The 11,814-nt window shown below is 69.3% G+C and carries 11 protein-coding genes; 3 read left to right on the top strand and 8 right to left on the bottom strand.

The features are described from left to right. Positions 1-5: 5 nt before the first annotated feature. The 3 genes from ABZT12_RS29465 to ABZT12_RS29455 all read right to left on the bottom strand — a co-directional run bounded on the left by ABZT12_RS29465 (position 6) and on the right by ABZT12_RS29455 (position 2,168). Positions 6-959 carry a hypothetical protein gene (locus tag ABZT12_RS29465; protein ID WP_356390097.1) on the bottom strand — a complete coding sequence of 318 codons (954 nt, stop codon included), beginning with the start codon at positions 957-959 and terminating at the stop codon, positions 6-8. Positions 960-965: 6 nt separating this feature from the next. Continuing rightward, positions 966-1,511 carry a hypothetical protein gene (locus ABZT12_RS29460; RefSeq protein WP_356390095.1) on the bottom strand — a complete coding sequence of 182 codons (546 nt, stop codon included), beginning with the start codon at positions 1,509-1,511 and terminating at the stop codon, positions 966-968. Positions 1,512-1,760: 249 nt separating this feature from the next. Further along, on the bottom strand, positions 1,761-2,168 hold the full coding sequence (locus ABZT12_RS29455; RefSeq protein WP_356390093.1) for a hypothetical protein: 408 nt from the start codon (positions 2,166-2,168) through the stop codon (positions 1,761-1,763). A 612-nt stretch (positions 2,169-2,780) separates the two neighbouring features. Between ABZT12_RS29455 and ABZT12_RS29450 the strand changes: the two genes are divergently transcribed. Further along, complete coding sequence (locus tag ABZT12_RS29450) at positions 2,781-4,439, top strand: catalase (RefSeq protein ID WP_356390091.1); 1,659 nt, start codon at positions 2,781-2,783, stop codon at positions 4,437-4,439. 1,080 nt (positions 4,440-5,519) lie between these two features. After that, on the top strand, positions 5,520-6,083 hold the full coding sequence (locus tag ABZT12_RS29445; protein WP_356390089.1) for a GrpB family protein: 564 nt from the start codon (positions 5,520-5,522) through the stop codon (positions 6,081-6,083). 168 nt (positions 6,084-6,251) lie between these two features. Here ABZT12_RS29445 and ABZT12_RS29440 read toward each other — a convergent pair whose 3' ends face one another. Beyond that, entirely contained in the window at positions 6,252-7,154 is a 903-nt protein-coding gene (locus tag ABZT12_RS29440) for a helix-turn-helix transcriptional regulator (protein WP_356390087.1), read from the bottom strand. Positions 7,155-7,453: 299 nt separating this feature from the next. Here ABZT12_RS29440 and ABZT12_RS29435 point away from each other — a divergent pair, with 299 nt between their 5' ends. After that, entirely contained in the window at positions 7,454-7,825 is a 372-nt protein-coding gene (locus ABZT12_RS29435; RefSeq protein ID WP_356390085.1) for a DUF2255 family protein, read from the top strand. 479 nt (positions 7,826-8,304) lie between these two features. On the opposite strand, the gene ABZT12_RS29430 is transcribed toward ABZT12_RS29435, so the two are convergent. The 4 genes from ABZT12_RS29430 to ABZT12_RS29415 all read right to left on the bottom strand — a co-directional run bounded on the left by ABZT12_RS29430 (position 8,305) and on the right by ABZT12_RS29415 (position 11,802). After that, entirely contained in the window at positions 8,305-8,925 is a 621-nt protein-coding gene (locus ABZT12_RS29430; protein WP_356390083.1) for a peptidase inhibitor family I36 protein, read from the bottom strand. 253 nt (positions 8,926-9,178) lie between these two features. Continuing rightward, positions 9,179-9,571 (bottom strand): hypothetical protein, encoded by a 393-nt coding sequence (locus ABZT12_RS29425; RefSeq protein ID WP_356390081.1) that lies wholly within the window; start codon positions 9,569-9,571, stop codon positions 9,179-9,181. 149 nt (positions 9,572-9,720) lie between these two features. Further along, complete coding sequence (locus ABZT12_RS29420; RefSeq protein WP_356390079.1) at positions 9,721-10,551, bottom strand: transposase; 831 nt, start codon at positions 10,549-10,551, stop codon at positions 9,721-9,723. 390 nt (positions 10,552-10,941) lie between these two features. Continuing rightward, on the bottom strand, positions 10,942-11,802 hold the full coding sequence (locus tag ABZT12_RS29415) for an SGNH/GDSL hydrolase family protein (RefSeq protein WP_356390077.1): 861 nt from the start codon (positions 11,800-11,802) through the stop codon (positions 10,942-10,944). Positions 11,803-11,814: the final 12 nt, after the last annotated feature.

Genomic DNA, 11,814 nt, shown 5'->3' with positions numbered 1-11,814 from the left:
TCCCGTCAGTTCCCGTGGTCCGCCAGGGCGCGCAGATCGACGTACGACTCGGTGCGCAGCAGGTCGAGCAGGACCCGCCGGAGGGCGGGCACCGCGTCCGTCCAGTCGGCGCCCGTCATCCGCAGATCGATGCCCGGCAGGTCCGCCAACTGCCCGGTCAGCAACTGGATGCCGACGTCGTCGGCCACCGCGAGCCACGCCCCCGTCTGCCCGGACACCTTGAAGGCCACCGCCCGTCGCGCACCGGTCGGGTTGGCCCCGAGATCCAGGTAGATGCCGTGCACGGTCCGGCCCCCGGTGAACTCACCGGCCAGCGACGCCAAGGAGACGTCGATCAGCCAGATCACGGGTGCAGCGTCCTGGAGGACGGGCAGCCACCGGGTGCGCCACCGCTCGTCGGAGAGGCAGCTCGCGGCCACACAGCACGTCACGTCCGCGCCGCCGTCCCAGGCGGCGGTGAGCATCGCGACGTCCGCCGGATCGCTGAGCCGGACGTGCCAGACGGCGTCGGTGTCGCCTTCGGTGCCGTCGTCGGCGAGAGTCCGGATCGCGAGTACCGGCCCGTCGAGACCGGCGAGTCGCGCGCGGTCGCTCTCCGGGAAGGCGTAGCCGGCCAGCAGCCGGGCCGGCAGGCGCGCCCCGAGCACGACGTTCGGACGCCCGGCCACCCGGGTGGTCGCGTCCACGACGCGCACCACCTCTACCGGATCGACGTCCTGCCCCACCGTGATCAGGCGCGCGGGCCGCGGCTCCGTCGTCAGCCACAGGCGGGCCTGGCGCAGCACTTGGGCGACCATGCGCCTGTCCGGCGGGTCCGGATCGAGGTCGACGGTCAGCCGCAGTCCGGGCACGGTCTCGGCGACCCGTGCCGCCAACTCGGCTGTGACGGGCAGGTGTTCGTGACTGCCGAGTACCGTCGCTCCCGCCTCGGTCAGCCGGGCCGCGAGCCCTGCGAACACGGTGTCCTACCACCGGGCCCAGGCCTCGTCGAAGCGGTCATCGAGCGCGGCCGTCCCGGCACCGGGCAGGTCGGCGGACAGTGGCTGCGGCCCGAACTCGGCAAGCACCGCTTCGTCGGCCGCCGTCACCACCTCGGCGGGCAGCCCGGCCGGGTCCCGGTACAGAGCGCGAAGTCGCCCGTCCGGTACGTCGATCTCGCGCAGGCCGCCGGGTGTCAACGCCTGCGGCCAGGCCGCGGCCAGCTGTCCGATCACCGGCGTCTGCATACAGGCCCGTGCCAGGGCCGTCGCCGCGAGGGAGCGCCGGTGTTCTCCCGGAATCGCGGCGAGATGGCGGTCGAGCCGATCCACCAGACCCACGTAGTCCGGATACGAGGCGAGCGCCGCCTCGGGCGAACCGGTGCTCGCCGCGACCACGCTGCAACTCATGTACGTCGCGAACGACTCGTGCGTGGTGCGACACAGCTCAAGCAACTGGTTGAACAAGCGCGCCCATTGAGGCACCTGCGACGCGAGGACGAGAGCGGCACCCCACGCGGTGGTGTCGGTCAACAGGACGTGCTGCGCTTCGTGATGATGGACGAGTCGTTCTGCGTCGTCGCCCCGGCCGCGTAGATAGAGGTCGAAGCCACCCGGCAGGTACGCCCCACGACTGCCCCCGTGGGTCGGACCGAGGAACAACCTCGCCAGGTGACCCGCTGCCTGACCGTCCGCTGCCGGATGCTCTCGGCGCTGCTCCACGACCCGCCCCCTCGTGCCCGTGTTCCCCTTAACAGCGTTTGCTGCGTGCCCCGTTGACGATCAGCCGAAGTGCAGGTCACCGGTGATGGTGTGGGCCTGGATCACCGGGCCTCGCACCTTGGCGCCGGTGATGACGTTGTGCACGGAGCCCGGCTGATCGGTCGCTTGCGCCACCAGTGCCCGCAACTCTTCGGCCAGCGCCGGTTCTTGTCTCAGCAGCACGAGCAACCGCTCCCGCCAGTCGGAGGTGAGCGCGACCAGGCGCGGATCGTCGTCCCGCCCGCCGCTCGACGCGACGATGATCCGCGTCTCGTCGAGCGCGGCCCTGACCGCCTCCGTCCGGTCCCCCGCCCCACGGCCGAAGAGCGCCAACACCCGCTCCCTGACGGTCGTCCAGGCGTCCTGAGCCATCAACTGCACGACCGTGGTGGCCCCCGACGCGGCCAGCGCGGCCAACTCCGCATCCATACGGCCCCCTTCGCCATTCACACGCTCCGTGACCAACAGAGTACGTGGCATTGCGGAGCATGGAGAGGAGGACGTCGGATCGGCGTCGGCCGAGGCAGAGGATGGCCTGGGTACGGTGTTTTCCAGGCGGTGAACCCGGCGCCTCCTCTTGACCGCTGCGAGTCCCCGAGGTCGGGAAAGCCCGCAGCCGGGTGGGGTGACCACCACGAATGAGTGGCACGACCACACGGACACACGGGCACACGGGCACACGGGCACACGGGCCAGAACGTGTCTCCCTGCGGCCGTCGATCCGTGCCCGCGACCATGGGTGCACCTCGGAACAGGGATGTCGGGCGGGCGCGTGCACCCGACTGGCCGAATGCTGGTTGGTCGGTCCGCCTCGGGGAACGCATCACGTGCGCAAATCGGACGAAACATCGCGTAAAGAGCGGCGCCCCGGGCTTCCCACGGAGGCCGGAACGGACGTCACCGGTGACCGGTTTCCGTCCGCCGGTCGGCGTGCGGTCGTCGTACGGCTGGGTACCCGGGGCGCCCGGCCGCGACCGGCCGGGGGCCGTCGTGCCGCCAGCCACAGGTCGCCCGCCGCCACGAGTCGAAGGAGTGCAGGACATGACGGACGTATCCAGCAAGGGCCCGGCGCCGGACGACGACCGGAAGGTGCTCACCAACCGGCAGGGCCATCCGGTCTACGACAACCAGAACCAGCGGACGGTCGGCGCCCGCGGCCCGGCGACCCTGGAGAACTACCAGTTCCTGGAGAAGATCAGCCACTTCGACCGGGAACGCATCCCGGAGCGGGTCGTGCACGCCCGGGGCGTGACGGCCTTCGGTTACTTCGAGGCATACGGCGCCTGGGGCAACGAGCCGATCAGCCGCTTCACCCGCGCCAAGCTGTTCCAGGAACGGGGCAAGCGCACCGACCTCGCGGTCCGCTTCTCCACCGTCATCGGCGGCCACGACTCCTCCGAAGCCACCCGCGACCCGCGCGGGTTCGCGGTGAAGTTCTACACGGAGGACGGCAACTGGGACTTGGTCGGCAACAACCTCGGCGTCTTCTTCATCCGGGACGCGATCAAGTTCCCTGACGTCATCCACGCCCTCAAGCCGGACCCGATGACCTTCGAGCAGCAGCCGCGGCGCATCTTCGACTTCATGTCACAGACGCCGGAGTCCATGCACATGCTGGTCAACCTGTTCAGCCCGCGCGGCATCCCGTCCGACTACCGCCATATGCAGGGCTTCGGCGTCAACACGTACAGGTGGGTCAACGCCGACGGTGACACCGTGCTGGTGAAGTACCACTGGATGCCCAAGCAGGGCGTGCGCAGCATGACCGAGGAGGACGCGGCGAACGTCCAGGCGCAGGGGCTGGGACACGCGACCAAGGACCTGTACGAGGCGGTGGGACGCGGCGAGTACCCGGAGTGGGAACTCGTGGTGCAGATGATGGACGACCACGACCATCCGGAGCTGGACTTCGATCCGCTCGACGACACCAAGACCTGGCCGGAGCAGGAGTTCCCCCCGAAGCCGGTCGGCCGGATGGTGCTGAACCGGATGCCGGAGAACTTCTTCGCCGAGAACGAGCAGATTTCGTTCGGCACGGGTGTCCTCGTCGACGGGCTGGACTTCTCCGACGACAAGATGCTCGTCGGCCGCACCTTCTCCTACAGCGACACCCAGCGCTACCGCGTCGGCCCCAACTACCTGCAACTGCCGGTCAACCAGGCCAAGAACGCCACCGTACGCACCAACCAGCGCGACGGTCAGATGACGTACCACGTCGACGGTGAGGGCGAGAACCCCGACGTCAACTACGAACCGTCGATCCGCGGCGGCCTCCGTGAGGCCCAGTACCCCACCCACGACGAACAGGGCCCCGAGATCAGGGGCCGGATCACTCGTAAGCGCGTCCCACGCACCAACGACTACATGCAGGCGGGGCAGCGCTACCTGCTCATGGAGGAGTGGGAGCGCGAGGACCTGGTGCGCAACTTCGTCGATCTGATCTCGCAGTGCGACCGGCCGGTGCAGGAGCGCATGGTGTGGCACTTCCTCCTGGTCGAGAACGACCTCGGCCTGAAGGTCGGCGAAGGAGTGGGCATCGGCCCGCAGGATGTCAAGGATCTCGAACCCCTGGCTTCCCAGGACCTGACGGACGAGGACCGTGAACGCCTGGCGAACCTCGGGAAGAACCCGCCCCGCGACGTCGAGGGCCTGACCATGACCCACTGCGTGCCCGACGAACGGCATGTCGTGACCCGCTGACCCCGCCGGGCCACCCGCCGGCCTGACGAGCCGGTGCATGGTCATCCCCGAAGTCTCCCAGCAGCGCACCCTGCGCGGCGGCGTCTTGTCCCGGGCCGTCGCGCAGCGTGCCGGGACGGACGTTTCCCCCTGCCGCACTGGGCGGTATGCCCCACGTAGCCAACCCGGTCCAGGGAAGACGTGGCGCGGCCACAAAGCAGCTTGTTCACCGTCGGGAACTTCCAGGAACCGTTCGTGCAGTCCCTGCTTGTGGATCACCCTGCACACTGCGTAGTAGGGCACCCCCGTTTGCCGGTCATGTCGAAAGGCGCGAGATCTCCGGGCAGCCCTATCGGCGCAGCGTCAACTCGCCACAAACGTCGGTCCATCCCCGCTGAGGAGGGTACGCAGCCGGCGAACCACGTCGGCGGTACTGTGCCCGTCCCACACGGGCGCCGTCTCGACCTCGGGCACGTCACCGAAGAGCGACCAGCTATCGGCTCGGTAGTCATTGCTGACCTGACCCGTGGGGAGCTGGGCCACGACGATGAACCAGCCGCCTCCGAAGCACGGTTCACCGTCGTGGTGCTTCCATGAGCGGACGACGGGATACCTGGCGGCCAGCCACGCCCGGACCGCGTGCGCGTGGTAGAGCCGCCTGAACTCGTACAGCTCGTCGAAGGTGTGGAACCGTCGGAGATGCTGCCGGTATCGGTCATCGCTGGCTCCAGGTCGCGTAGAGCCCGCGGTGCGGGCTTCGCCGCCAGCGCGCAGCGGGTCTTGCCCACCTCGCCGGGCACCTCGACACAGCCCGGCCGGGCTGATGCCGTGGGTGCAGTGAACAGGAACCCGATCTGCGAGCGGTCGTCGGGTCTGCCGCCGCTACCCCGGGTCCTCACTCAAGTGGCTCTCGGCAGACAACACTTGCGCTGAAGTCTGCCCCGAGTTACCTTGTCCGGCTGGCCATCTCATCTGAGGTGGCTACAGCAGACGTTCTGACGGTGGGAGCCCATCTCGTTCCGTTCGCAGCCGAGGCATTCCAGCGAACCATCCGCCGTCAGGACACCAGGTGAACGGGCGCAAGTCGGAGAGGATGTGCTGGTGACGAACAGCGGCAAGCCTCGTCGGCCGGACGCCACGACGGTCGAGATCATCGGTGGTCCGGAAGCGCTCACGATCGGCCTCCACGGCTACGACGCCCGGTGGGCGGAGGACTACCTGCATCACCGGCGTCGGATCCTTGACGCGTTGGCGGCAGTGGACGTCGATGTCGAGCACATTGGCTCCACTTCGGTTCCAGGCCTTGCCGCGAAGCCGATTGTTGACATCGTCGTCGCGGTCGCCGACATCACAGCGGAGGAGGACTACCTCAACGGCCTGTTGGCCGCCGGGTACGAGCTGCGGGTTCGCGAGCCAGGGCATCGGCTCGTACGCACGCCGACTCGCGACGTTCACGTGCACGTGTACCAACGAGGGGACACAGCGGTGCACGAGTACCTCCTCCTCCGTGACCACTTGCGCACCAACGCAGACGATCGCGCCCTGTACGAGAGCGTCAAACGAGCCCTGCTCAGCCAGCGGTGGAACGACATGAACGACTACGCCGACGCCAAGACCGACGTCATCCTCGCGATCAAGACTCGAGCCAGGGCAGCTCGCCAATGACGCGGGGTGGTGTCACGGGTCCGTGATCTGTGAATCCGCTCGACCGGCGACGCCTACGTCACCTCGATGTGTCCCGCTCGGCGCCTGCAGGGGGCGGCAGGAGAACACGGAGCCGCTGTAACTGCCGGCCCGTGGACTTTCACGGCCCTGGGCTGGATGGCCCCGGGGTCACCGATCGCCGTGGTGCTGTCTGGGTTCGGATGGCGTCGGCTCGATGCGGGGAGCGGTCATGTCGAGCAGCAGCATGGCGTCGCGGTCGGGGGTCGCGGGCTCGGCCGTGTAGACGCCCATGCGGTGGCCGGCGGTGCCTTCGAGTGCCATGCCCTGGAAGCCGAGGGCGACAGTGCCTACCTGGGGGTGCTGAAAGATCTTGGTGAGGTTCTTGCGGCCGGTGACTTCGTAGCGTTCCCACAGGCCGGCGAAGTCGGGGCTCTTGAGGAGTAGTTCGCCGACGAGCTGGGTGAGGTCGGGGGCGTCGGGGTCGGTGCCTGCCAGGGCGCGCAGGCGGGCGACACAGCTGCGGATCTGGTTGGTCCAGTCGGGGAAGAGCGTGCGGGCGTACGGGTGGAGGAAGAGGTAGCGGGCGAGGTTGCGCTGTTTCGCGGGCCAGTCGGCGATGCCCGCGTAGAGGGCCAGGCCACCCGGATTTTGAGCGAGGAGGTCCATGCTGCGGCTCACGATGTAGGCCGGATTGGGCCGCACGGTCTCCAGTAGCAGCATCAGATGCGGGCGCACGACACGGGTGGGGGCAGGGACGGACTGAGGCGCGAAAAGGGCGGCACGGACCGCGAGGTCACGCAAGTGCTGATGCTCGGCGTCGTCCAGTTGCAGGGCGCGGGCGAGGGCGTCGACCACGGCGGGGCTGGGGCGGGTTTCCTTGCCGCGCTCCAGGCGGATGTAGTAGTCGATGCTGACGCCGGCGAGGGTGGCCGGCTCCTCCCAGCGCAGGCCGGGGGTGCGGCGGACCCCGGGGCCCGGGGTGAGGCCGGCGGACCGGGGGCTGTTCTGGGTGCGGTGGGCGCGCAGGAAGCGTCCCAGTTCGTCGCCGCCGCTGTGCTGCTCGGGTGCCATGTCGCCAGTGTCGCTCCGCCGCCGGTGCGTCAAGCCTGACGAGGGGGGCCCTGTCACACCCCCGTTGGCTACCCCCCGCCACACCTCGGCCTGCCTGGAGTGGGCGAAAAGACGCAGGGTTGAGCTTGTCGCCTCGTGTTCAAGGGTGCACGTGCGTGGCACCCGTACCGGGGCCACCCCCGGCCGGAGGCGGAGGCGGAGGCGGAGGCGGAGGCGGAGGCGGAGGCGAAAGGGTCGTCACAGCCGGGCGGAGCCTGGCTCCGGGCCCGTGCCTAGCGGAACAGCGGAAGGAAAAGACGATGGCGGAGTGGAACGACGCGGATCTGGAGAAGATCGCCGCGGCTGAGGAGCTGGATCTCGCCTCCGAACGGGACAATGGCACCCTGCGTGACCCGGTGACCATGTGGGTGGTCCGCTCGGGCGACAGTCTGTACGTCCACTCGGTCAAAGGCACCGACGGGCCCTGGTACCGGGGCACGCGCTCCCGTCGCCAGGGCCGCGTCGAAGCAGGCGGCGTCCGCCGAGACGTCACCTTCCGCCCGGCCGACCCTGGCGAGTACGCCGGAGTGGACGCCGCCTACCGCGAGAAGTACGGGCGCCATACGAGCATCGTCGAGCACGTCCTGACCGAAGCGGCCCGAGTCTCCACCCTGCGCCTCGAACCGCGCTGACCATGCCGGCCACCCACACCGGCGGGGCCCTCATCCCCCTCGTAGAGCTACCGCAAGCCACACGTGAGCTGCTCACCTCCGCGATGCTCGCAGCGCTCGGCGGAGCGGACGCGCAGGTGAGGGGACATGTCGCGGCCAGCCTCAGGCCCGGCCGCCACGGTCGCGGTTACGGACGGCCTGGGGATCGTGTTCTGGCAGTTCACACTGCCCTTCGAGCAGGCCCCCGTTATCGGTGCCCTGCCGGTTGCCGGAGCGTATGGGCCGGGCGAGGCGCTCGTCGTGGCGATCGAGGACGTGAGCCGGGAATGGGTGAGCGTCCAGGTCTCCCTCGGGCCGGCCCCACGGCTACCGCGCGGCCGGCCCGAGGGTACAGGTGCACCTCACCGCTTCGCGGGAAGCCCCCGTGCCTCTCCTGTGACTGGCCCCGGAAGGCACCGCCGGGAGAAGGCGCCTACAGGGCCCCTCCCGGCGACCTGAACCTACGGCGTGATCGCGTAGACCGCGTCGTTGAAGCCACTCCATTGCCCGCTTGGCAGGACGTAGTTGGGGCCGCCGCAGAAGCCCTGGGTGGTCCAGAGCTTCATGCTCCGGTAGTCCCGGTTGTAGGCGGCGTGCGGCGCCTGGGCGTTGGTGGCGGTGGCGTTGTAGCAGAGGGTGCCCGTCATGCCCGAGACGGCCCACGTTTTCCCGGAGAAGTCAGCATTCTCGTAGAAGCAGAGCTGGTTCTGATCGCAGGCCGGGACGAGCCGGATGGTCTGCAGGCTGGCCCCGATCGACCCGGCGGTCGTATTGGGCTTCAGTACCGAGGACGCCTGGCCGGAGCACTGGCCGTTGTCGAAGCCCTCGATCTGGAATTGGGTCCTGTTGCTGATTGCGCCGATGCGGGTGTTCGTGCCGTTGGGCCAGGTGGTCTGTGGGGAGAAGCACTTGCCGAGGGGTGCCTGTGCAACCTTGAACTGGCCGTTGAAGTTGGCCTCGGACCAGACGCAGAACTGGCCGGCCGAGCACTGCGACTCGGTGGCCTGGGCCGGGGCCGCGGCGGGGAGCGCGACGGCAGCGACGGTGGCGATGGCACTCGCGAAGGAGAAGAACTTGCGCACGGGTGGGTTTTCCTAGGGTCGCGGTGGGTGCAAAACGATCACAGTCTGTGGTCGTCGTACCGTGCGGGGCAGGAGAACCGCCGGTGATCATCCGATGGGATGGGCCAGTCGTGCGTCGTTGACGTGCTGGGCCGTTGTGCAACTGCGGGCTGGCTTTCGCGGTGCCCTGCGCTGAGGGCGCCGCTGGTTCTGGGCCGGGCTCGCTACGCACCTATGAGGTGGGTCCCTTGGCCGCAGTTTGTGTATGCGACACCTACTTCGTCACGGACGATGACGGGCTGCTGTGCCTTACCCCGGCAGCCAGGGCCTCCGCCAGCGCCTCATCTTCTCGGTGGCGGGCAGCTTTCAGTTCAGCAAGGCCTCGTACCCGTGGCCGGCGCGCATCGACGTGCAGGTGCAGGCCGGTGGTGGCGGGTCGGCCGGTGCGGACGCGGCCGCCGGCGAGTGCATCGCCCGCGCGGGCGGCGGCGGAGGCGGGTACGCGCGATCCGTGATCGAGGCCTCCGCGCTCGCGGCCGTGGAGGCCGTGGTCGTCGGCGCGGGAGGTGTTGCCGGCGTCGGGAACCTCGGCGGCGGGAGGGAACTCCAGCTTCGGCGGCACTGTCCTGGCCACCGGCGGCAGCGGCAGCGACGCCACGATGCTCACCGGCAACGCCCCCACCTCCGTCAACGGCGAGACGGGAGCAGCGGGCAACAGCGGCGACTTTGCGTCCGGCGGTGGCGGCTCCGGCGTCGCGGTCCGTGCGGCCCCGGGCACCCGGTCGGGCGGCGCTTCGCAGGTGGAGGGCGTATCAATCAGGTGGCAGGAACCCGGCGATGGTCAAGATCGGCTGGCAAACCGTCAAGATCGCCTGTCAGAGAACAGTTCGGAAGGGCGTCCGCAGGCCCTGGCTCACAGCTGACAGCCTCATCGCGCACCGCCTCCACCTGCGGAAACGGCGTGCGAGGCTCATAGGTGGCGGGCCGAGTTGCCGAGAGACCGCCCATCGGCCGTGTCCGGTGACATCGAACCTGGACCGTTTGCCATCGATGTTGGACCGCTGCGGCTAAACCAGCCGGGTCCGGCCCACGGCGGCAGATCCGTGACTGAGTGCGTTGTGGCAAAGGGAGTCCCTGTTCGATGAGCAGGGGCTTCTTCGCGTGCGGGGCGTGATTGCGTCGGCCGGGGCGCCTCTCCGGCCAGTGCGGAGCGTCCCCGGCGAGGCGCCGGGACAGCCTGATCACGGGGGCCCACCACACCATCTGCTGGTGGTGATCGGGGCGGCGTTCGTGGTCGCGGTTGAGGCGGCGTGAGCGGGAGAGCCAGCTCAGCGTGCGCTCCACCACCCACCTGCGGGCCAGTACGACAAATCCGCGCCGCCCGTCGGAGCGGCGCACAACCTCGACGCGCACGCCGTGGCGGGCGAACGCCTTCGCCAAGGCCGGCCCCTGGTAGGCGCTGTCGACCCATACCAGCTTCAGCAGCCGGCCCGGCTGGTCCATGAACGTCTCCAGTAGCGCGGGGGCGGCCTTGGAGTCGTGCACGTCGGCCGTGGTCACGGTCACCTCCAGGTGGACGTAGCAGTCACACGCAGGGGTGACCGCGGTGGACGCGAGCACAGCAGGGATGGTCAACTCGTCAGACAACGGGTCTCCTTGCTCGTGACCGGCCTCAACAACCACGTCACTACCAAGGGGCCCGTTTCTTCATGCCCACGACCACATCGGCATCCCTGTCCGAATGATCACCCGCACCGCAGGCTTCGAACGAGATCCGGTTTGCCACAACGCACTCAGCCCTGCTCACCCTGGACGCCGCTCCCCCGTAGGGAGGGCGGCCCGACCAGCTCGCCATCGCGGCTCAGGTCCACAAGGTGACGCAGGTGCGAAAACAGGCCGAACAGCGTCTGCGGGCCGCCGACGTGAGCGCCGTGGTCGGCGTGGACGACGACTTCGAAGGACGTAGTGGGGCATCGTTCGTCGTTCCCGACTCGGGCAAGCACCGACCGCTACTCATGCTCGGGCAAGCGGATCTCGCTACTCCGAGGCGTCTGCCAGGTCGACGGAGGGCTCTTGTCCACGCTGGAAGGCACGACCGAAGTGTTGGCCGGATCTGCCGATGGACAGGAGGTCCGGGCGTTTGGCCACGCGACCGTCTCCGGAGGAACGCCCGCGCGCGCGCCTGCCGATCCACGGACCTAGGAATCCGGCGACCCAGCGCACCTCGGCTGACGCGTCACGCAAGAATCGTGCCCGACCAACAGGCAGGACGGGCAACGGGTGCGTCCAGGAGTCGTCAGTGTCCGGCACGTTGAGCGAGTGAGCGAGCGCCGCCGCGATCCGCTCGTGGCCGAGTGGGCTCGAGTGGAGGCGGTCCTGACTCCACAGGCGTGGATCCGTGGCCACCGGATACAGGGTGACGTCGGCGACGGCGACACCATGCCGGTGCGCCGCCGCGCGAACACGGTGGTTCAGCGCCTCAAGACGCGGCCGGAGCGGACGGGCCAGTGGAGTGACGCGCGCGATGTCGGGAAAGGTGAGCGTCGCCACGCGCGCCCCCTGGCCGGTGAGCGCGGCGAACATCGCCTCCAGATGCGCGGCCACCTCATCCGGATCGAAGCGGGGGCGCAGCATGTCGTTGACTCCGGCCACGACCGTCGCGAAGTCCGGCCGCAGCGCAAGCGCCGGGGGCAACTGCTCCGCGTGGACCTGCCCGGCCAGACGGCCCCGTACTGCGAGATTGGCGTACCGAAGCTGCGGGCTGTGCCGAGCCAGGTGCTCGGCGAGCCGGTCGGCCCACCCGCGCAGGCCTGTCACATCGTCGCCGTCGCCGACCCCTTCGGTGTGACTGTCACCCAGGGCCACGAAGCGCAGATAGCGGGTCTCAGTGCCTGACATGAGCGGCTGGCT

The organism is Streptomyces sp. NPDC005423 (assembly GCF_040606415.1).
In the GTDB taxonomy this organism is placed as follows: Bacteria; Actinomycetota; Actinomycetes; order Streptomycetales; family Streptomycetaceae; genus Streptomyces.
This window is presented reverse-complemented; position numbering and strand designations above follow the sequence as displayed.

What these genes read in the sequence shown, in the direction of transcription:
- ABZT12_RS29455 (WP_356390093.1), bottom strand. Translation starts at nt 2,168, where the DNA reads ATGGATGCGGAGTTGGCCGCGCTGGCCGCGTCGGGGGCCACCACGGTC.
- ABZT12_RS29415 (WP_356390077.1), bottom strand. Translation starts at nt 11,802, where the DNA reads ATGTCAGGCACTGAGACCCGCTATCTGCGCTTCGTGGCCCTGGGTGAC.
- ABZT12_RS29435 (WP_356390085.1), top strand. Translation starts at nt 7,454, where the DNA reads ATGGCGGAGTGGAACGACGCGGATCTGGAGAAGATCGCCGCGGCTGAG.
- ABZT12_RS29440 (WP_356390087.1), bottom strand. Translation starts at nt 7,154, where the DNA reads ATGGCACCCGAGCAGCACAGCGGCGGCGACGAACTGGGACGCTTCCTG.
- ABZT12_RS29450 (WP_356390091.1), top strand. Translation starts at nt 2,781, where the DNA reads ATGACGGACGTATCCAGCAAGGGCCCGGCGCCGGACGACGACCGGAAG.